Origin of the sequence: Bradyrhizobium sp. TM233 (assembly GCF_036247965.1) — a bacterium.
Taxonomy (GTDB): Bacteria; Pseudomonadota; Alphaproteobacteria; order Rhizobiales; family Xanthobacteraceae; genus Bradyrhizobium; species Bradyrhizobium ottawaense.
In genome coordinates this window covers 775,037-795,707 of record NZ_BTIG01000001.1, presented here as the reverse complement: position 1 = coordinate 795,707, position 20,671 = coordinate 775,037, and the positions used below count along the sequence as shown (strand labels likewise).

Sequence of the window (20,671 nt, the reverse complement as noted above, 5' to 3'; positions counted from 1 at the left end):
GGCTGAGGACGAATAAGATGCTGGAAAAGGCAGAGGGCGCCGCAGCTGCGCCCGACAAGGTCAAGGTCGAGTTCGACAATTTCGAGCACGGTTTTCCGGAAGGCTTCGGCCCGGGCTGGTGGGGCGCGCTCGCCTATTGGATCGGCATCGCCTTCGCCACCTTCCAGCTCTATGTCGCCGCCTTCAACTATCTGCCGAGCCAGGTGGTGCGCGGCGTCCATGTCGGCTTCCTCGTTCTCCTCACCTTCGGCCTGATCGCCAACTTCACGGCGAAGAGCAATGCCGGCCGTGCGCTCGGCTGGGTGATCGGCGGCGCCGGATTCCTGTGCGGGCTCTACCAGTGGATCTTCTACGCCGATTTGATCGCGCGCGACGGCGACCCGACGCGGCTTGATCTCGTGGTCGGCACGGTGCTGGCGGTGCTGATCTTCGAGGGCACGCGGCGCCTGATGGGCGCGGCGCTGCCGCTGATGTGCGGCGCCTGCCTCGTCTACTGGTTCTTCGGTCAGTACCTGCCGTCGCCGCTCAACCATCGCGGCTACGATTTCGACCAGATCGTCACGCATCTGTCGTTCGGCACCGAGGGCTTCTACGGCGTGCCGATCTACGTGTCGGCGACCTATATCTTCCTGTTCATCCTGTTCGGTTCGTTCCTGGAGCGCGCCGGCATGATCCAGCTCTTCACCGACGTTTCGCTCGGCCTGTTCGGCCGCACGCGCGGCGGACCTGCGAAAGTTGCGGTGTTCGCCTCGGGCATGATGGGCACGATCTCCGGCTCTGGCGTCGCCAATGTCGTGACCGTCGGCCAGTTCACGATTCCCTTGATGATCAGGTTCGGCTATCGCCGCGCCTTCGCCGCCGGCGTCGAGGCCACGGCTTCGATGGGCGGGCAGATCATGCCGCCGGTCATGGGCGCGGTCGCCTTCATCATGGCCGAGACGCTCGGCGTGCAATATTCCGAGATCGTCAAGGCGGCGGCCATTCCCGCGATCCTCTATTTCGCGTCCGCGTTCTGGATGGTGCATCTGGAAGCCGGCAAGCATGGGCTCGTCGGCATGAAGCGCTCGGAAATCCCGAGCGCCTGGAGGGCGCTGGTGACGCGCTGGTACCTCGTGCTGCCGCTTGCGGCCCTCGTCTACATGCTGTTCGAGGGCTTTACGCCGCTCTATGCCGGCAGCATGGGCCTCGCGCTGACGGTAGCGCTGATCCTCGGCACCGCCATCACCACGGGCGCCTCCTCGAACGTGATCCGCACCATCTTCTGGATCGGCCTTGCGCTCCTCGTCGCCGCGCTGTCGCGTGACGGCCTCAAGATCGTGCCGGTCGCCAGCGTCGTGGTCGGGCTGATCGTGATCACCGCCTTCGTGCGCGGCGGCCTTGCGGCGCTGCGGGCCTGCCGCGACGCGCTGGCCGAGAGCGCCAAATCCGCCATCACCGTCGGCATGGCCTGCGCCATCGTCGGCGTCATCATCGGCATGATGTCGCAGACCGGGGTCGGCACCATCTTCGGCGGCTGGGTGATCGGGCTCGGCGAGAAGAGCCTGTTCCTGGCGCTGATCATGACCATGCTGCTGTCGATCCTGCTCGGCACCGGCATCCCGACCATCCCGACCTACATCATCACCGCCGCGCTCGCGGCACCTGCGCTGGCCAAGCTCGGCGTGCCCTTGATCGCGAGCCACATGTTCGCGTTCTACTACGGCATCATGGCCGACCTCTCGCCGCCGGTGGCGCTCGCTGCGCTCGCGGCGGCGCCGATCGCCAAGGAGAACCCGGACAAGATCGGCTGGGAGGCGATGCGCATCGCACTGGCCGGCTACGTCATCCCCTTCATCTTCGTCTATTCCCCGGCCTTGATGCTGCAAGCCGGCGACCCCATGGCGGCAAAACTCGGCTTCTATGGTGCGGTCGCGCTCGCGACCGTCAAGGCTTTGGTGGCGATCGGCCTGTTCGGCATGGTCGCGATCGGCTTCCTGTTCACCCGGCTGACGCTGATCGAGCGCCTGGTCGCGCTCGGCGCCGCGTTCTGCCTGCTCGGCGAATTCCCGTTCAGCGACATCGCGGGCTTCGTGCTCGCTGCGGCGCTCGCGCTGTGGCAATGGCGGCAGCGCCCGCCTGTAACGGTCGAGGCGGTGTGAGCCTCTGCTTCGCAACGGCTTTCGGCGTGAAGGCGCTGGCGCTGTCGGCGTTCACGCTGGTCTGGACGCATTCGATCGCGAAAGTCGACTGGCAGGAGGATTGGCGCGTCACCCCCGCCGGTCTCGAACTGGTGCAGGCCCGCGTCAAGGGCACCGGCCCCGGCATGGAGCCGCCGCCCGAGGCGCGGCTGGTCGACGGCTGGTTTCAGTGGCAGCCGAAGCGCGCAGCCATGCAGGAGGTCGTGCTCGGCAATTCGGGCGCGGCCGGCGAATGGCGGCTGTGCCATGATGGAAGCTGCCGGACGCTGTCGGAGATTGTCGGGCATCCCATTGGTGCTAACGTCACCACGATGAAGATCTGCAACGATCCGTAGCCTGGATATCGCTGCGCTCATCCAGGCTACAAGAACAACAACAAAGGAGACACATGATGGATCGGCTCAAGGGCAAGGTTGCGATGGTGGTGGGGGCCGGCTCGATCGGACCGGGCTGGGGCAACGGCAAGGCGACCGCGGTGACCTTCGCGCGCGAGGGCGCGCAGGTGTTTTGCGTCGACCGCAATGGCGCTGCGGCCGAAGAGACCGCGAAGATCATCACCGGCGAGGGCGGCAAGGCGACCGCGTTCACCGCCGACGTGTCCCGTGCGAGCGAGGTCGAGGCGATGGTGGCGGCGTGCCTGCAGGCCTATGGCCGCATCGACGTGCTCGACAACAATGTCGGCATCGCCGAGATGGGCAGCGTGGTCGAGGTGACCGAGGAGAGCTGGGACCGCGTCTTCAGCGTCAATCTCAAGAGCGCCTATTTCGCCATGAAGCACGTCATTCCCGTCATGGTGAAGCAGGGCGGCGGCTCGATCATCAACATCTCCTCGATCGCCTCGATCCGCCACATGGGCATCTCCTACGTCACCTACGGCACCTCGAAGGCGGCGATGAACCAGATGACGCGCACCACCGCGATCGAGTTCGCGCGCCACCATGTCCGCGTCAACGCGATCCTGCCCGGCCTGATGAAGACGCCGATGGTCGAGCACTCCGCAGGTCTTGCGAGCAGCTACGCCAAGGGCGATGTCGAGGCGATGTGGCGCGCGCGCGATGCGCAGGTGCCGATGGGCCACATGGGCGATGCCTTCGACGTCGCCAACGCCGCGCTGTTTCTGGCGTCCGACGAGTCGAAATATGTGACGGGGATCGAGCTTGTGGTCGACGGCGGGATCACGTGCAAGGCTGGGGCGTAGGCGCCGCCTCACGCTTCACTGTCGTCCCGGACAAGCGCAGCGCAGATCCGGGACCCATAACCACAGGATTTGGCGAAGACTCGCGGTGACCAGCTCAGCAAGGTAACTACTCCCTGTGGTTATGGGTCCCGGGTTCGCGCTTCGCGCGCCCCGGGACGACAGCGGAGTGTTTGGCTACTCACTGCGCCAGCGCCAATATCCCGCCAGCGAATGAATGCCACGCGGCCGTCTCGCTGATCGGCCAGTTCAAGACCTTTACCGCCAGCAGCGCGAGCGTGCCATAGATGTAGACCGGATGCACACGGCCTTCGGTGCGCCAGTCGCGCACCATGGCGACGACGAGCAGGAGCGATGCGACGACGGCGGGCGCGATCGTCACCGGCACCGGCGGCGGGCCGGGTGGCCCGGGAGGCGCCAGGAAGGTCAGGAACCAGCGCGCGATCGCGGCATCGAGGATCGAGATCGCGGCCAGCAGCATCAGGCGCTTGTGAATCTCTGCTCTGCGAGTGTTCATGATCGCGAGCACGAACACCACGGCGAAGAACGCGATCCCGCTCATCGGCACGATCGAGAAGCCGATGCCGGCCTCGCGCTGCCCGAGCGCGGCGGAGTGCTGCATCACGTGCACGGAGGCGAGGAAGCCGAAGATCGTCATCGCGGTTGCGAGCGAGACGCCGGCGATGCCGAGCGAGCGATGATTGACCACGCGGCCCGAGGCCGCGAGCCAGGTCTGAAGCACGAAATAGACAGACCAGGTGAAGAACAAGAGTCCGTGAAAGTGAATCACGGGGCTTGCGGACAACGCACCGTGGGCGAGCGGCACCCAATAGGTCGGCGCGAAACCGAGAAAAGCTGTGGCCGCGCAGGCCAGGGCCATGTGGAGATAAAAATATCGTGCAGGCGACGCATCTCGCGCGCGTACACGACGGTCGTCGGTCAGGGTCGTCATCAGGAATGAGTCTGGGGAGGTGGGGTTTGGTTCAAACCGTCGTCGTCCCGGGGGCGCGCGTAGCGCGAGCCCGGGACCCATAACCACAGGATTGTGTTTGGCGAAGATTTGGAGTTGCCAACCTCGTGTCACGACGACGTCCTGTGGTTATGGGTCCCGGATCTGCGCGCGCTTGGGGCGCGCTTGTCCGGGACGACACCGAGTTTGTGGCTGCGCTAACTCATCCCCCCGCGCTCAATTCTGCGCGATCGAGCTCCTCTTCGAGCCGGTGGAAGGCATCGTCGCCGATCACCTCGGTGGCGCGGAGCTCGAAGATCGATTTGCGCGCGGCCGCGATGGCGCGGCGGCGCAGGGGATCGGCGGGCAGCTCGCCACTGGCGATGCCGCCGTTGGGATCGGTCCCGGCTTGCATCAGGATGGCGCGATATTCCAGCCGCAGGATCTCGGCCTCCTCGGACGGATCGCTCTCGATCGCATCGAGCGCGGCACGATAGGCGACGGCGCGGGCGCGCGCGACCTCGGTGCCGACGGGATCGTCGTCCTTGAGGCCGAACGCCAGGATCAGCGGCCGCAACGTCAGGCCCTGGATCACCAGCGATCCCAGCACCACCGCAAAGGCGATGAAGACGATGAAGTCGCGATAGGGAAAGGTTTCCGGCAAGGCAAAAGCGGTGGCGAGCGTGACGAGGCCGCGCATGCCGCACCAGGAGATGATGAGGCCGCCCTTGGGCGATGCGACGGCCCTGGGATCCTTCGGATGGTAGATCCCCTGCGCGACCAGCACGCGCAAGGTCGTGCGATAGAACGTCACCCAGGCGAGGCGCACCAGGATCACCGTCAGCAGGATCCAGCCAGCGGCCACGCAATATTCCCAGCGCACGTCCGCATCCAGCCGCGTCCAGATCGGCCGCATCTGCATGCCGATCAGCATGAAGGCGAGCACGTTGAGCACGAACACCATCGTTTCCCACACTGCATAGGACGGCACCCGCAGCCGTGCCGGCATACGCGCCCCTGCCGTACGCGCCATGGTGATGGCGTAGACGACGATGGTGAGAATGCCGGAGAGGCCGAGATGCTCCGCGGCGATCCAGACCATGAAGGTGGTGGCGAACTGCACGATGATCGCGCTCGGTGCTTCCTTGACCCGTTCCAGGAGCAGCGGGATGATGTAGCCCGCGAGCAGGCCGGCGACGACGCTGCCGACCAGCGCGAGCGCCATCGTCGGCGCGACCTGGCTCCATGACAGATGCTCGGTGGCGACGGCCCCGACCGCGATGCGGTAGATCAGGAGCGCGCTCGCGTCGTTGAGCAGGCTTTCGCCCTCCAGGACTTTCACCATGCGGTGCGGCAGCTTGACCTGGCTCAGGATCGCGACCGCAGCGGCCGCATCCGGCGGCGCCACGATGGCACCGAGCGCGACCGCGGCGGCCCACGGCATGTCGGGCATCAGCCGGTGCGCGACAAAGGCGACGCCGGCCGTGGTCAGGCCGACCGCGGCGACGACCAGGGTCGAGACCGGAACCCAATTGTTGCGCAGATCGCGCAGCGAGGTGTCGAAGGCGGCATCGAGCAGCACCGGTGCGACAAAAAGCGCCAAGGCCAGGTCCGGCTCCAGCGCCCAGGACGGGCTGGACGGCACGAAGGCGATCAGCGCGCCGCCGATGGCCAGAAAGGTCGGGTAGGGGACCTTGATCCGCCGCGCCAGCGCCGATAAGGCAACGGCGCCGAGCAGAAGCGCGATGATCCATTCGAATGTCGACACGATGATCCCCGAAGCCGGTCTGAGCGGCGCCACAAGCTAGCACCAATCCGGCCGTATGATGGATAGTACGGCCCCGAGGCAAGATCTAAAGGCAAGACGTAAGACAAGTCCGAAGCAAGCCTTCCAACTGCAACGAGCATGTGTTTTCAAAAACTCATTCAACTGTCAGGTGCCGTATTGTTTTGCGCGCTGTCGCTCGGTGCCGCCCAGGCTGCGACCGGCGGCGAGCCGGCTGCGGTGATCCAGGTCGATGTCGCCTCATGCCTCGCGGCGACCGCGGCCGATGACATGGACAAGGTGGCCACGGCCTGCGCCGGCGTGATCGACAATGAGAAGACGGCGAAGGCGGATCTGATCAAGGCGCTGATCGCGCGCGCCGCGTTCTATGCGCGCCACGACCAGGTCGACCGCGCCATCGCCGACGACAGCCGCGCTCTTTCGCTCGACCCTGCGCTCGCCGACATCTGGAACGCGCGCGGCGAGCTCTGGCTGAGGAAGGGCGACAAGCCCAAGGCGGTGCAGGATTTCGGCGCGGCCCTGAAGATCGATCCGAACCACGAGAAGGCCAAGGCCAATCACAAGGCGATGGCGCGCGAGATCGAGCGGATCGGCGCGCAGATGGCGGTCGCCGGCAAGCCGAGCTTCAACTGCAGGCGTGCGGCCCGGGCGGTGGAGAAGGCGATCTGCGGCAACCGCGAGCTCGCCGATCTCGATCGCGAGCTCTTTGCATCGAATGCCCGGGTGATCCGGGAGGCGCGCAATCCGGCGGAAGCGAAGAACCTCCAGCGCGAGCAGGATGAGTTCATCGCGCGCCGCAATGCCGGTTACGGCCGGGCGGGGTATGATCTGAAGAAGGCGATGCAGGAGCGACTGCAACGACTCAACGGGGTAGACGGATATTAGGCCCGTTGCGTCACGAGAGTTCGTCGACAGTGGCGAATTGAACCCATCCTCCTTCTGCCGCGACAATGGTGAAAACCTGACGTCACGGAGCCCTCTGCCATGTGCGGCACGCATTCTTCCGCGCAAGCGCCTTCGCTTGCCAAAACCTCGCTTCGCGCCTTTCTTCTCGGGGCGGCGGTGAGCCTCGTCCTGGCCGCCCCCGCCTCGGCGGGCACCGATTGCGTGACGGGCAGCAAGGCTGCTCCTGCGGAGCTGATCCCGGCCTGCACCGTCATCATCGACCAGGGCGCAAGTCCCGCGTCCGACCGCGCCGCGGCGCTGCTGGTTCGCGCCGACGCCAATGCGCGGACTTCGGGCGGCCTCACGCAAGCCCTGCGGGACATCGACCGCGCCATTGCAATCGACGGCAAGAATGCGAAGGCCTGGCGCCTGCGCGGCGACCTCTTGCGCGAGGCCGGCGGCGATCTCAACCGCGCGGCGGCCGACCTCAGCAAGGCGATCGAGCTCGATCCGCAGGATGCGGAGGCTTACGAGTTGCGCGGTGTCGTGTACACCACCCAGCGCAGGCTTGATCGTGCGCTCTCTGATTACGACCATGCGATCAAGCTGAAGCCGGATGATGCACAGGCATGGTCCGACCGCGGCGTGAACTACTATCTCGGCGGCGACAACGAGAAGGCGATCAAGGATCTCAGCGAGGCGCTGCGGCTCGATCCAAACCGTCCCCGCACCTACACCAACCGCGGCGCCGCATACAAGAAGCTCGGCCAGCTCGATAAGGCGGTGGCCGACGACGGCGAGGCGATCAGGCTCGATCCGAAGGTGCCCGAATACTTTGACAACCGCGGGCTCACCTATGCTGCCATGAAAGAGTACGACAAGGCGATCGCCGATTACGACCAGGCGCTGCGCCTCGCGCCCCGGCCGAACTTCTTCACCAACCGCGGCGATTCCTACCAGTTCAAAGGGGAGTTCGGAGCGGCGCTTGGTGACTACGAGGCTGCGCTGAAGCTCGATCCGAATTTCGCGCAGACCTACAACAACCGCGCCGTGCTCTACAAGAAGATGGGCGAGCGCAAGAAGGCGCTGGCCGACTACGAGACGGCGCTCAAGCTCGATCCCGGCAACGAGAATGCAACTGCCGGCCGTCGCATCATGATCGCCGAGATCGCGAAATTCGGCGATGAGCCGCCCCGGGCGCTGAATGCGGCTTCCGGCAATGGTCCGTCCTTCGCCTGCGCGACAGCGAAGCGCGAGGTCGAGAAGGTGATCTGCGCCGATCCGGAGCTGGGCGTCCTCGACCGCCAGATCGCCGAGACCTACGAGCGCGTGCTGAAGTCGGCGGGCAAGCGCTCGGCCGGCGAGCTGCGCAAGACCCAGCGCGATTTCCTTAGCCTCCGTAACGCCAGCTTCGGCCGGCCGGGCTATGATCTGAAGAAGGTCATGCAGGAGCGGTTGCAGAAGCTGAACGCGACGGAGAGCTGAGGAGCGTTGGAGAAGCCGAAGTCGCGCGGCTGGCTCGGTCACCTCTCCCGCTTGCGGGAGAGGTCGCCGCGATCGAAGAGCGCGGCGGGTGAGGGCTTTTTCCTCTTGGAGACCGCCTGCTAAAGCCTCGGGCGGTCCCGACGCGGAGGCACCACCCCCCCACCCCAACCCTCTCAGCGCGAGCGAAGCTCGTCGCGGCCCCGCATCCGCCTTCGCCAAGGCTTCGGCGGACAAGAGCGGGAGAGGGAGCGCAGCGCCGATGCCGCGCGAACTCTTTGCCTCTCCACCAAAAGGCCCATCCTTTTCAGCTTGAACCGCGGCCCGTTCCCGGGAAAATACCTCTCAAACAAGGCCGACACTTGATCCGGGTCATGGCGGGGCGACCGTCCTGCCGCAAGGTTCGAGGTCAGGCCAATAAAGGTAACGGGAGCGCGGGAATGAACATCCAGGGCAAGAGCAGTTATCACGAGGTCCATGCGCGCTCGCTGGCCGATCCCGAAGGCTTCTGGGCCGAGGCCGCGAAAGAGATCGACTGGATCGAGCCGCCGAAGACCATCTTCGACCCCTCGCAAGGGACCTACGGCCGCTGGTTCGCCGGCGGCGTCGTCAATACCTGCTACAACGCGCTCGACCGCCATGTCGAAGGCGGGCGCGCCGACCAGGTCGCGCTGATCCACGATTCGCCGCTCGCGGGCAGCGTCACCAAGCTCACCTATGCCGAACTGCTGAACGAGGTGCAGGCGCTTGGCGCCATCATGCAGGATTTCGGCGTCGCCAAGGGCGACCGCGTCATCCTCTATATGCCGATGGTGCCGGAGGCCGTGGTCGCGATGCTCGCCTGCGCGCGGATCGGCGCGGTGCACTCCGTGGTGTTCGGCGGCTTTGCAGCGAAGGAGCTCGCCACCCGCATCGACGACGCGCAGCCGAAACTCATTCTCTCCGCAAGCTGCGGCATCGAGCCCGGCCGCATCGTGCAGTACAAGCCGCTGCTCGACGAGGCGATCAAGCTGGCCGGCAGCAAGCCGAAGGCCTGCATCGTGCTGCAACGTCCGCAGCTCACTTGCGACCTGGCCCCGGGCCGCGACTACGATTGGGCGAGCCTGCGCCGCAAGGCGCTGAACGACGGCAAGAAGGCGCCCTGCGCGGCTGTTGCCGCGACCGATCCGCTCTACATCCTCTACACCTCGGGCACCACGGGCATCCCGAAGGGCGTCGTGCGCGACAATGGCGGCCATCTCGTCGCGGTGAAATGGTCGATGTTCAACCTCTATGGCGTCAAGCCGGGCGAGGTGTGGTGGTGTGGCTCCGACATCGGCTGGGTGGTCGGCCACAGCTACATCGTCTACGGGCCGCTGCTGCACGGCGCGACGACGATCATGTATGAGGGTAAGCCGGTCGGCACCCCCGATGCCGGCGCGTTCTGGCGCGTGATCGCCGAGCACAAGGCGGTCGCGTTCTTCACGGCGCCGACCGCGTTCCGCGCGATCCGGAAGGACGATCCGGAAGGAAAGTTCATCCGGCAATACGACCTGTCGAAATTCCGCACCCTGTTCCTCGCCGGCGAGCGTGCCGATCCGCCGACGGTCGAATGGGCGGAGCAGCAGCTGAAGGTGCCGGTGATCGACCATTGGTGGCAGACCGAGACCGGCTGGTGCATCGCCGGCAACCCGGTCGGGCTCGGCATGCTGCCGGTGAAGCACGGCTCGCCGACGGTGCCGATGCCGGGCTACCAGGTCGACGTGGTCGACGAAGCGGCGAAACCGGTGGCGCCCAATACCATGGGCTCGATCGTCATCAAGCTGCCGATGCCGCCGGGCTGCCTGCCGACGCTGTGGAATCAGGATGCGCGCTTCAAGGAGGCTTATCTCAGCGAATTCCCCGGCTATTACAAAACCTCGGATGCCGGCTACAAGGACGAGGACGGCTATGTCTTCGTCATGGGCCGCACCGACGACATCATCAACGTCGCCGGCCATCGGCTCTCCACCGGCGGCATGGAGGAGATCCTGGCTTCGCATCCCGATGTCGCCGAATGTGCCGTGCTCGGCGTCAAGGACGCGATCAAGGGCGAGGTGCCCTGCGGCTTCCTGGTGCTCAAGGCCGGCGTGAAGCGTGCGCCCGCCGAGATCGAGAAGGAGATCATCGCGCTGGTGCGCGACAAGCTCGGCCCGGTCGCCGCCTTCAAGCTCGCAATCACCGTCGGCCGCCTGCCCAAGACGCGCTCCGGCAAGATCCTGCGCGGCACCATCAAGAAGATCGCCGACGGCGAGTCCTGGACCATGCCGGCGACGATCGAGGATCCCAAGGCGCTCGACGAGATCGGGGAGGCGCTGAAGGGGCGGGTGTGAGGCGAATCTGGTCTGTCATTCCGGGTTCGATGCTTCGCATCGCCCCGGTATGACGGTGTTGCCGACTTACAATCTCCTCATTCCGCGCTAAACAGGGCCGGCTAATAGGGGACCTCGTATGCCATTCGCCGCCGCGCCGCGCCTGCTTGCAGCTGTGCTGCTCGCCATCGCTCTTTCCGCCTGCTCCGCGCGCTACCAGACGCCGGTGGCGGTGGGCGGTGACGATGACGACGCGGTCTGCCTGAGCCGGGGCAATGCGCAAGGCTCGCCGGAATACGTGGCCTGCCGCAAGGATCGCGACGTTCAGCGCAACGCCGCCACCGCCCGTGCTGATCGCCGTCAGCGCGACCTCGGCGAATACATGCTGAACCATCCCGAGCGACCCTGAGGTGAGGTGCGGCATTATCCTGCCGCGCCGCGCACCCCGCATTCGCTGTTCCCGTGACAGATCTGCAACGCTGCGGCCAAATCGTGGCGGCCTTTGCCTGAATTGATCGAAGTCAAATCCCTCGGCACCCCCTTTCTGCTCTGACGCTCATGTCGCGCAACGACGCGCGAGAGAAGGCTGAAGGGGATTGAAATGCAGAGAACGACGAGAAACCTGGCGCGGCTTGCGACGGTTGGCGCGATGCTCGCGGGCACGTTTGCATCGGTGCAGGCTGCCGATTTGCCGGTTTACAAGAAGGCGCCGCCGCCGGTGGAGGCGTTCAATCCGTGGATGGTGCGCCTGCGCGTGCTCGGCGTGTTGCCGGATGCCGGCGGCTCGACCGTCAATGTCGCGGGCGTGCCCTCGCTGTCCTCGCCGAATTCCGGCCTTTCGATCAGCGACCAGGTCGTCCCCGAGCTCGACATCAGCTACTTCTTCACCAAGAACATCGCGGCCGAACTGATCCTCGGCGTGACCCGGCACTCGATCAGCGGCACCGGCTCGCTCGCGAACCTGCCGATCGGCAAGACCACGCTGCTGCCGCCGACGCTGACGCTGCAATATCACTTCGACCAGTTCGGCGCGTTCAAGCCGTATGTCGGCGCCGGCGTGAACTACACCGTGTTCTTCAACAATTCCGCGGCCAATTCGCCTGCCGCAATCGTCGGTCCGCCCGCGATCGTCGCCACCACCACCAACCTGCATGTCAGCAACGCCTGGGGCGGCGCCGTGCAGTTCGGCTTCGACTACATGATCGACCGGCACTGGGGTCTCAACGTCGACGTCAAGAAGCTCTGGCTGCGTCCGGATTACAGCGCGACCGTCTCCGGCCTGCCGGTCACCGGCACCGCGCATATCGATCCGTGGCTGGTCGGCGCCGGCGTGACGTACAAGTTCTGAGGAGCGCTCGCATAGAGCAACGAATTCCGCTGTCGTCCCGGCGAACGCCGGGACCCATACCGCGGAAGCTATCGATAGAAAGCGATAGCAGTACCGAACGACGAGTCTTCGCCAAACCTCTCCCTGGGGCTATGGGTCCCCGCGTTCGCGGGGACGACCACCGGGAGAGGGGGACAAAACAAAAGCGCGGCAGGTTTTCCTGCCGCGCTTTTTGCGTTTGAAGCGAACGGAAGAGAGAGAGGACTACTGCTCCTCGTCTTCCTGTTTCTTGCCGCCGAGCGTCTTCAGCTTGGCGAACACGGCGTCGAGGTTGAGGTCGTCGCTCGATCGCTCGGCCGGCTCGAACTCGTCCTTCTTGGTGGTCTCGGAGGCCGGCAGCAGCGTGGCGCCGCCATAGGCGGCGTCGATCGGCTTCTCCTTGGCCGCGCGCGCCACCTCGAAATCGAGCTCGATCTGCGAGCAGAGGCCGAGGGTGACGGGGTCGATCGGGGTCAGCTGGGAGGTGTTCCAGTGGGTCCGGTCCCGCACGCTCGCGATGGTGCTCTTGGTGGTGCCGACCAGGCGCATGATCTGGGCATCCTTGAGCTCGGCATGGTTGCGCAGCAGCCAGAGGATGGCGCTCGGACGTTCGTGGCGGCGCGAGACCGGGGTGTAGCGCGGGCCCTTGCGCTTGGGCTGGGGCGGCAGCACCACCTTGCTCTCCTGGAGGCGGAGCCGATAATCCGGATTCCTCTCGCCCTTCTCGATCTCCTCGCGGGTCAGCTGGCCGTTGGAGAGGGGATCCATGCCCTTGATGCCCTGGGCAGCGTCGCCGTCGGCGATCGCGCGCACCTCGAGGGGGTGCATCTTGGTGAAATCGGCGACCTGGTCGAAGGTCAGCGCGGTGTTGTCGAGCAGCCAGACGGCGGTCGCCTTGGGCATCAGAGGTGCGTTGCTCATGGCAAATCTCCTTTGTGCTTCGCCCACCCCTCTGGAGGCGAAACCGGTGGTCATCAGCGATGACTGGGAATTCGCGCTATATAAGCCCGGAGGGGGTAGCCACGCAATGGTTCTGCTATAGATAGTGCCTTGACAGCGCCCGAAAGGGGGCCCAATTCCCTGTAAGCCCGTACCCAAGCCCTATTCCATCCATCGACCGCTTCCCGCCCATTTGGCGAGGTGATTCGGTCCCGAGATCGCTCAATGTCAGCCAAACCAGACCTCAAGATCGTGCTTTGTTCTCCCCGTGGCTTCTGCGCCGGGGTGGTCCGGGCGATCGACACCGTGGAACGGGCGCTCGATAAGTACGGCGCCCCCGTCTATGTTCGCCATGAGATTGTGCACAACAAATATGTCGTCGACGGGTTGAAAAAGAAGGGCGCCATCTTCGTCGAGGAGCTCGCCGAAATCCCGGAAAACACCAGCGCGCCGGTGGTGTTCTCGGCCCACGGCGTGCCGAAATCGGTTCCGGCCGACGCCCAGTCCCGCAATCTGTTCTCGCTGGATGCGACCTGCCCGCTGGTGACCAAGGTGCACCGCGAGGCGGCGATCCACTTCAAGCGTGGCCGCGAGATCTTCCTGATCGGCCACTCCCATCACCCCGAGGTGGTCGGCACGCTCGGCCAGCTTCCGACCGGTGCCGTGACCCTGATCGAGACCGCCGAGGACGCCAAGACGATCAGTCCGCAGGACCCCAACAACCTCGCCTTCGTGACCCAGACCACGCTGTCGATCGACGACACCGCGGAGATCGTGGCGCTGCTGAAGGAGCGCTTCCCGAACATCAACGGGCCGCACAAGGAAGACATCTGCTACGCCACCACCAACCGCCAGCTCGCGGTGAAGAAGGTGGCGCCGGTGGTCGACGCGCTCATCGTCGTCGGTGCCCCCAATTCGTCGAACTCGCAGCGCCTGCGCGAGGTCGCCGAGCGCGAGGGCTGCCGGATCGCGGTGCTGGCGCAGCGCGCCACCGACCTCGACTGGGACAAGTTCGGCAACATTTCGAGCCTCGGCATCACCGCGGGCGCCTCCGCGCCGGAAGTGATCGTCGAGGAGATCATGGACGCCTTCGCCGAGCGCTTCACGCTGCATGTGGAGACGGTCTCGGCCGCGGAGGAGAACGAGTTCTTCCCGCTGCCGCGTCAGGTGCGCCCTGAAGCCGCCGCCGAGTAGACTTTTATGGCGGTCTACACCGACGTTGCCGCCGACGAGCTTGCGGATTTCCTGAAGCAATACGATCTCGGCGAATTGCTCTCCTACAAGGGCATCGCCGAGGGCGTCGAGAACACCAACTTCCTGCTGCATACGACCGAGGGCTCGTTCATCCTCACGCTCTACGAGAAGCGTGTGGCGAAGAACGACCTGCCGTTCTTCCTCGCCCTGATGACGCATCTGGCCGAGCACGGCATCAACTGCCCACTGCCGGTGAAGGGAAGAGACGGCGAGGCGTTGCGCGAGCTGTCGGGGCGTCCCGCGGCGATCATCACCTTTCTCGAAGGCATGTGGCCGCGCAAGCCGAACGTGGCTCATTGCGCCGGCGTCGGTGCGGCGCTGGCGAAGATGCATCTGGCCGGCGCGAATTTTGCGATCAAGCGCGCCAATGCGCTGTCGGTCGCGGGCTGGCGGCCGCTGTTCGATGCGGCGTCAAACCGTGCCGACGAGGTGCAGCCGGGCCTGCGCGCGTTCCTGGCGGCCGAGCTCGACTATCTCTCGAGCGGGATCTGGCCGGGCAATCTGCCGGAGGGCGTGATCCACGCCGATCTCTTCAACGACAACGTCTTCTTCCTCGGCGACCAGCTCTCGGGAATCATCGACTTCACCTTCGCCTGCAACGACATGCTGGCCTATGACGTCGCGATCTGCCTCAACGCGTGGTGCTTCGAGCCGGATCATTCCTTCAACGTCACCAAGGCGCGCGCCTTCCTCAATGCCTATGGCCGCGTGCGCAAGCTGAGTGAGGCCGAGGAGGCGGCGCTGCCGCTGCTGGCGCGGGGTGCTGCGATCCGCTTCCTGCTGACGCGGCTGGTCGACTGGCTCAACGTGCCCGAAGGCGCGCTGGTCAAGCCGAAGGATCCGCAGGAATATGTCCGCAAGCTGCGCTTCCACCAGAGCGTGACGAGCGTACGCGATTACGGGCTGATGCCGTCAGGATTGGTCGCGTGAGCGAGCTTCCCAATGTCACGATCTATACCGATGGCGCCTGCTCGGGAAATCCCGGGCCGGGCGGCTGGGGCGCGATCCTGAAGTTCGGCGACAAGGAAAAAGAGCTGAACGGCGGCGAGCGCCACACCACCAACAACCAGATGGAGCTGATGGCGGCGATCTCGGCGCTCGAAGCGCTGAAGAAGCCGTGCACGGTCGATCTCTACACCGACAGCCAGTATGTCCGGCAGGGCATCACCGGCTGGATTCATGGCTGGAAGCGCAATGGCTGGCGCACCGCCGACAAGAAGCCGGTGAAGAACGTCGAGCTATGGCAGCGGCTCGATGCCGCGCTGAAGCAGCACGAGGTCCGCTGGCACTGGGTCAAGGGCCATGCCGGCCACCCCGAGAACGAGCGTGCCGATCAGCTGGCGCGCGACGGGATCGTGAAGGCAAGGCTGCAGCAGCGGCTGGCGGAGTAGGCGACGCGCTATCGGCGTCGCCCGGTTTCGTAGGGTAGGCAAAGCGACTTGTCCGCCGTAGCTCGAAGAGCGAAGGCGGAAGCGTGCCCACGGCTTCTTCTCAATCAAGGACAGATCGTGGGCACGGCGCTAGCGCGCCTTTGCCCACCCGATTGCACTTCCGCCGCGGCCCGCGCTCCACCTTCAACTGTCATCGCCCGGCTTGATCGGGCGATCCAGTATTCCAGAGACGGTTGTGATTGAGCCGAGACGCCTCGGCGTACTGGATGCCCCGGTCAAGCCGGGGCATGACAGTATCTCTTGTCGCTAAGAGAAGCTTACAGCTGCCCGAGCAGCGTATCGCCGCCGGAGACCTCGACCTTGCCGGGCATCGCTTCGAGGTTCAGCTTCTTCACCACGCCGTCCTCGACCAGCATCGAATAGCGCTTGGAGCGGATGCCGAGGCCGTTGGCGGAGGCGTCCAGCTCCATGCCGATCGCCTTGGTGAAATCGGCGTTGCCGTCGGCGAGGAAGATGGCCTCGTCGCGCTGGTCGGTGTCGCGCTTCCAGGCGTTCATGACGAAGGCGTCGTTGACGGACACGATGGCGATGCTGTCGACGCCCTTGTCCTTCAAGGCATAGGCGTTGAGGAAGATGCTCGGCAGATGCATCTTGTGGCAGGTGCCGGTGTAGGCGCCGGGCACCGCGAACAGCGCCACCTTCTTGCCCTTGAAGATATCGTCGGTGGTCTTCACCTGCGGGCCTTCCGCCGTCATCACGCGGAATTTCGCCTCGGGCAGCTTGTCGCCAGTCTGGATCGCCATTGTCGGTCTCCCTGAATATCGATCCCGCTTATTAGACCGTGCGGCGGGCCTGCACAATATTGCCGGCGGGCGAAGCGGTGAGGGTGGGGCCCCTTCACCGTGATGTCATCAACCGGCGAAGCCGCCCTTGTCGAGGAAGGCCTGCTCTTCCGCGGTGCTGTCGCGGCCGAGCAGGCGGTTGCGGTGGGGAAACCGGCCGAACCGCTGGATGATGTCGGCGTGCTCCCGGGCGTATTTCAGGTTTTCGGCATTCTCGGTGTTCTGAAACAGCGCGACGCAATGCAGCTGGTCGGGCAGGTGCTCGGAATGCATGAAGGGCAAATAAAGGAATTCGAGCAGGACCGGATCGACCCTGGCATCGACACCGCGATCGATCGCCCGGCGGGCGACGTCGCGCGCCAGCGCATCGCTGGCAAAGGCCTGGGGCGTGCCGCGGAACATGTTGCGGGGGAATTGGTCGAGCACGATGACCAGCGCGAGTGCGCCGTCGTCGCTGCCTTCCCATGATGCCAGCTCTCCGGCGATCGCCTTCTGCCACAAAGCAAGAAAGCGGCGCCTGACTTCCGCGTCGAAAGCGTCGCTGCGCTCGTACCAGCGCTCGCGGCCGGCCTCGCGCCAGAAGGCGAGAATGCCCGATGGCGTGATATCGCCGACCGCGGTCATGACCCGGCGACGCGCTTACGCCGCCTGAGCCTTCTTCTCGTCGCGCAGCTCGCGTCGCAGGATCTTGCCGACATTGGTCTTGGGCAGGTCGCTCCGGAATTCGATGTGCTTGGGCACCTTGTAGCCGGTGAGCTGCTCGTGACAGAATTTGATCACGGCGTCGGCGGTGAGGTCTTGATCCTTCTTCACCACGAAAGCCTTCACCGCCTCGCCCGACTTGGAATCGGGGATGCCGATCACGGCGCATTCGAGCACGCCCGGATGGCTCGCGATCACTTCCTCGATCTCGTTCGGATAGACGTTGAAGCCCGAGACCAGGATCATGTCCTTCTTGCGGTCGACGATCTTGGTGTAGCCCTTCTCGTCCATGATGCCGATGTCGCCGGTGCGGAAATAGCCGTCCGCGGTCATCACCTTGGCGGTCTCCTCTGGCCTGTTCCAGTAGCCCGACATCACTTGCGGGCCCTTGGCGCAGATCTCGCCGGCCTGGCCGAGCGGCACCTCGTTGCCGTCGTCGTCGCGGATCGAGATGTAGGTCGACGGCACGGGAATGCCGATCGTCCCCGTGAACTCGGTTGCCGTTGCCGGATTGCAGGTCAGCGTCGGCGAAGTCTCCGACAGGCCGTAACCCTCGGCGATGAAGCAGCCGGTGATCGCCTTCCATTGATCGGCCACGGGGCGCTGCACCGCCATGCCGCCGCCGTTGGAGATCTTCAGCTTTGAGAAGTCGAGCTTCTTGAAATCAGGATGGTGCATCAGGCCGTTGTAGAGCGTGTTCACGGCCGGGAAGCTGTTGACCTGGTATTTTGCCAGCTCCTTGACGAAGCCAGCGATGTCGCGCGGGTTGGGGATCAGGAGATTGCAGCCGCCGGCGCGCACCGCGAGCAGGTAGCAGGCCGTCAGCGCGAAGATGTGATAGAGCGGCAGCGCGCAGACGATCATGAGCTGGTCGACATGCGGCGGCGCGGCGAGCGCCGGCTGGAGCCAGGCGTCGTTCTGCAGGACGTTGGCGACGATGTTGCGGTGGAGCAGGGTGGCGCCCTTGGAGACGCCGGTGGTGCCGCCGGTATATTGCAGGAAGGCGACGTCGCCCGGCGAGAGTTTTGGCTTGTTGAACGTCATGCCGCGGCCGGCCGACAGCGCATCGTTGAAAGAGACCGAGCCGGGCAGCGACCACGCCGGTACCATCTTCTTGACGCGGCGGACGACGAGATTGACGATCACGCCCTTGAAGCCGAGCAGGTCGCCCATGCTGGCGACGATGACGTGCTTCACCTGCGTCCTGGCGATCACCTGCTCGACGGTGTGGGCGAAATTCTCCAGCACGATGATGGCTTCGGCGCCGGAATCCTTGAGCTGGTGCTCGAGCTCGCGCGGGGTGTAGAGCGGATTGACGTTGACCACCGCGAAGCCGGCGCGCAGCGCGGCGGCGGTCGCGATCGGATATTGCAGCACGTTCGGCATCATGATGGCGATGCGGGCGCCGCGTTGCAGCCCGCGGCCCTGCAAATAGGCGGCGAGCGCGACCGACATCTGGTCGAGGTCGCGATAGCTGATGGACTTGTCCATGCAGATGAACGCCTTGCGGTCGGCGAACTTGGTGAAGCTCTCTTCAAGAAGATCGACCAGCGATGCGTATTGGGTCGGCTCGATATCGGCGGGCACGCCGGGCGGATATTGCTTGAGCCAGATGCGCTCCATGGAAAACTCCCCTCATCTACCAGAGCCCGCTGTGTCTCGGGCTTGCCTCATTGCTGCCAGTATCGAGCCTGCCGGAACGGGTGGCAAGTCGTCGAGGCTTAAGACATAGGTCAGGGAGTAGCTACTGGAATCGTCGAGAAACCGCGCTGCCGCAGGTGCGAAGCGCGGGAGCCCCGGCTCGGCGCGCCGTTAACTGTTGTTGGCCGGCTTGGCGGCGGGCTTGGTCGCGGCCTTGGGCTTGGCGGGCTTCGGATCGCTGCTGGCCGCGGGCTTCTCGGCGGGTTTTGCCGCCGCGTCGTGCTTGGCGGCAGCATGCTTGGGCGCTGCCGGCTTCGCTGCAGTCTTGGCGTCGCTCTTGCCGGCGTTCTTATCGTTGTTCTTGGCCTCAGCCGGCTTGGCAACAGGCTTCGCAGCCGCCGTCTTGGTGTCCTTGGCGCCGTCCTTGCCCGCGTCTTTCGGCTTGTCGGCCGCGTCGGGCTTCTTGGCCACGCGCGACTTCTTGCCACGCGGCTTTGAGGCGGCCTGCTGGTCGGCATCGGCCGCGACCGCCGCGATCAGGGCGGTGCCGGTGCGGGTCGGGCCGGTATAGACCAGCACGGGCTCGGCCGCCGCGGGAGCCGAGGCCATCAGCTCGGAGGCCTTCATCAGGGGCGGCTGGAGGCCGGCGGTGAAGAAGGTCACCTGGGCTTCGCCGCCGGTGGCCGAGGCCGATCCGCTGGTGCCGCCATTGGCCGCAATCAGCGCATCGTCGTCGTCGCTGGCCGGCCGCTTGCGATGGCCGCCGCACATCTCGTCGCGCAGGTTCGGCGGCGAGGCGTCGACCGGCACGAGGTTATCGACCGTGCCGAGCGAGGGGCGCAGCCACGTCAGATTGTCCTGGCTGAAGCCGCGCTCCAGCAGCTGCGCCGCCTTCACCGCGCGCGCGGTGCCGGAATTGGCGCCGAGCACCACCGCGATCAGCCGGCGGCCGTTGCGCGTGGCCGAGGCGACGAGGTTGTAGCCGGAGGCGCAGATGAAGCCGGTCTTGAAACCGTCGGCGCCGGGATAGCGGCCGATCAGCTTGTTGAAATTGCCGGTGGTGCGCTTGCCGAAGCGGATCGCCGGGATGTGCACGAAGTATTCGTATTCCGGCAGGTCGCGCAGGAACGAGCGTGCGAGGATGCCGAGGTCGCGCGCGGACGTGATCTGGCCGTCGGCGGGCAGGCCGTTCGGATTGACGTAGCTGGTCTGCGTCATGCCGAGCTTCTTCGCGGTATCGTTCATCATCGCGGAGAAGCCGTCGATCGAACCGCCGACGCCTTCGGCGAGCACCACGGCCATGTCGTTCGCCGACTTGACCATCATCATCTTCAGCGCGTTGTCGACGGTAAGCTGCGTTCCCGGACGGAACCCCATCTTGGAGGGCGATTGCGAGGCTGCCGTCGGGGATACCGTGAGCAGCGTGTCGAGCGTCAGCCTGCCGTCCTTGACTGCCCTCAGCGTCACATAGGCGGTCATGATCTTGGTGACGGAGGCCGGATACCAGGGAATGGTCGCGTTATCGGCCTGCAACACCTTACCGCTGTCGGCCTCGATCAGCAGCAGCGCTTCGGCGCTGGCCGCGCGCGGCGCAAGCAGCGCGGCACATGCGAGCGTCGCAGCGAACAGGTTGAACAGGGATTTGCGAAGCAGCGGGCGTAGGGCGTGCACTATCCGATTCCGGTCCTTGGAGACCCGCCTGATACGGGCGGTGCTCGTGATCTGATTGTCG

18 protein-coding genes are annotated in these 20,671 nt (G+C 65.4%); 11 read left to right on the top strand and 7 right to left on the bottom strand.

Translation table 11 applies throughout. The features are described from left to right. Positions 1–17: 17 nt before the first annotated feature. The 3 genes from AABA86_RS03730 to AABA86_RS03720 are packed head-to-tail and all read left to right on the top strand — an operon-like array spanning position 18 to position 3,375. Positions 18–2,138, top strand: a complete 2,121-nt coding sequence (locus AABA86_RS03730; protein WP_212245955.1) for a TRAP transporter permease — start codon at positions 18–20, stop codon at positions 2,136–2,138. After that, positions 2,099–2,512 (top strand): DUF1850 domain-containing protein, encoded by a 414-nt coding sequence (locus AABA86_RS03725; RefSeq protein ID WP_212245954.1) that lies wholly within the window; start codon positions 2,099–2,101, stop codon positions 2,510–2,512. Before AABA86_RS03730 ends, AABA86_RS03725 begins: the two co-directional genes overlap by 40 nt. A gap of 56 nt (positions 2,513–2,568) precedes the next feature. Then, positions 2,569–3,375, top strand: a complete 807-nt coding sequence (locus AABA86_RS03720; protein ID WP_212245953.1) for an SDR family NAD(P)-dependent oxidoreductase — start codon at positions 2,569–2,571, stop codon at positions 3,373–3,375. A 178-nt stretch (positions 3,376–3,553) separates the two neighbouring features. Here AABA86_RS03720 and AABA86_RS03715 read toward each other — a convergent pair whose 3' ends face one another. Further along, a complete protein-coding gene (locus AABA86_RS03715; RefSeq protein WP_338305765.1) occupies positions 3,554–4,324 on the bottom strand; it encodes a hypothetical protein in 771 nt (256 codons plus the stop codon). Between the two features lie 220 nt (positions 4,325–4,544). Next, a complete protein-coding gene (locus AABA86_RS03710) occupies positions 4,545–6,089 on the bottom strand; it encodes a cation:proton antiporter (RefSeq protein WP_433960965.1) in 1,545 nt (514 codons plus the stop codon). 138 nt (positions 6,090–6,227) lie between these two features. Here AABA86_RS03710 and AABA86_RS03705 point away from each other — a divergent pair, with 138 nt between their 5' ends. From AABA86_RS03705 to AABA86_RS03685, 5 genes are all read left to right on the top strand, one after another. Continuing rightward, positions 6,228–6,992 carry a tetratricopeptide repeat protein gene (locus tag AABA86_RS03705; RefSeq protein WP_338305764.1) on the top strand — a complete coding sequence of 255 codons (765 nt, stop codon included), beginning with the start codon at positions 6,228–6,230 and terminating at the stop codon, positions 6,990–6,992. Between the two features lie 99 nt (positions 6,993–7,091). Then, positions 7,092–8,477: a tetratricopeptide repeat protein gene (locus AABA86_RS03700; RefSeq protein ID WP_338305763.1), complete on the top strand. Its 1,386-nt coding sequence runs from the start codon at positions 7,092–7,094 to the stop codon at positions 8,475–8,477. Positions 8,478–8,914: 437 nt separating this feature from the next. Then, on the top strand, positions 8,915–10,825 hold the full coding sequence (locus AABA86_RS03695; protein ID WP_212245948.1) for a propionyl-CoA synthetase: 1,911 nt from the start codon (positions 8,915–8,917) through the stop codon (positions 10,823–10,825). A 118-nt stretch (positions 10,826–10,943) separates the two neighbouring features. After that, positions 10,944–11,213 (top strand): hypothetical protein, encoded by a 270-nt coding sequence (locus AABA86_RS03690; RefSeq protein WP_038948868.1) that lies wholly within the window; start codon positions 10,944–10,946, stop codon positions 11,211–11,213. Between the two features lie 192 nt (positions 11,214–11,405). Beyond that, positions 11,406–12,152 (top strand): OmpW/AlkL family protein, encoded by a 747-nt coding sequence (locus AABA86_RS03685; RefSeq protein ID WP_338305762.1) that lies wholly within the window; start codon positions 11,406–11,408, stop codon positions 12,150–12,152. 243 nt (positions 12,153–12,395) lie between these two features. Here the strand turns inward: AABA86_RS03685 and AABA86_RS03680 are convergent, their stop codons facing one another. Then, positions 12,396–13,091 (bottom strand): DUF1013 domain-containing protein, encoded by a 696-nt coding sequence (locus AABA86_RS03680; RefSeq protein ID WP_212245935.1) that lies wholly within the window; start codon positions 13,089–13,091, stop codon positions 12,396–12,398. A 243-nt stretch (positions 13,092–13,334) separates the two neighbouring features. Between AABA86_RS03680 and ispH the strand changes: the two genes are divergently transcribed. Genes ispH through rnhA form a run of 3 tightly spaced genes read left to right on the top strand, consistent with a single transcriptional unit; the run spans position 13,335 to position 15,754 of the window. Next, positions 13,335–14,303, top strand: a complete 969-nt coding sequence (gene ispH / locus AABA86_RS03675; RefSeq protein ID WP_212245933.1) for a 4-hydroxy-3-methylbut-2-enyl diphosphate reductase — start codon at positions 13,335–13,337, stop codon at positions 14,301–14,303. A 6-nt stretch (positions 14,304–14,309) separates the two neighbouring features. Beyond that, positions 14,310–15,293 carry a homoserine kinase gene (locus tag AABA86_RS03670; protein WP_338305760.1) on the top strand — a complete coding sequence of 328 codons (984 nt, stop codon included), beginning with the start codon at positions 14,310–14,312 and terminating at the stop codon, positions 15,291–15,293. Beyond that, on the top strand, positions 15,290–15,754 hold the full coding sequence (gene rnhA / locus AABA86_RS03665) for a ribonuclease HI (RefSeq protein ID WP_038948865.1): 465 nt from the start codon (positions 15,290–15,292) through the stop codon (positions 15,752–15,754). The genes AABA86_RS03670 and rnhA overlap by 4 nt, the downstream gene beginning before the upstream one ends. Before the next feature lie 317 nt (positions 15,755–16,071). Here rnhA and AABA86_RS03660 read toward each other — a convergent pair whose 3' ends face one another. From AABA86_RS03660 to AABA86_RS03645, 4 genes are all read right to left on the bottom strand, one after another. Beyond that, positions 16,072–16,557 carry a peroxiredoxin gene (locus tag AABA86_RS03660; protein WP_018321314.1) on the bottom strand — a complete coding sequence of 162 codons (486 nt, stop codon included), beginning with the start codon at positions 16,555–16,557 and terminating at the stop codon, positions 16,072–16,074. Between the two features lie 108 nt (positions 16,558–16,665). Then, positions 16,666–17,220, bottom strand: coding sequence for a DUF924 family protein (locus AABA86_RS03655; protein WP_212245923.1), 555 nt, complete (start codon positions 17,218–17,220; stop codon positions 16,666–16,668). 15 nt (positions 17,221–17,235) lie between these two features. Then, positions 17,236–18,921: a long-chain fatty acid--CoA ligase gene (locus tag AABA86_RS03650; protein WP_212245921.1), complete on the bottom strand. Its 1,686-nt coding sequence runs from the start codon at positions 18,919–18,921 to the stop codon at positions 17,236–17,238. A 189-nt stretch (positions 18,922–19,110) separates the two neighbouring features. Then, positions 19,111–20,610, bottom strand: a complete 1,500-nt coding sequence (locus AABA86_RS03645; protein WP_338305759.1) for a D-alanyl-D-alanine carboxypeptidase family protein — start codon at positions 20,608–20,610, stop codon at positions 19,111–19,113. Positions 20,611–20,671: the final 61 nt, after the last annotated feature.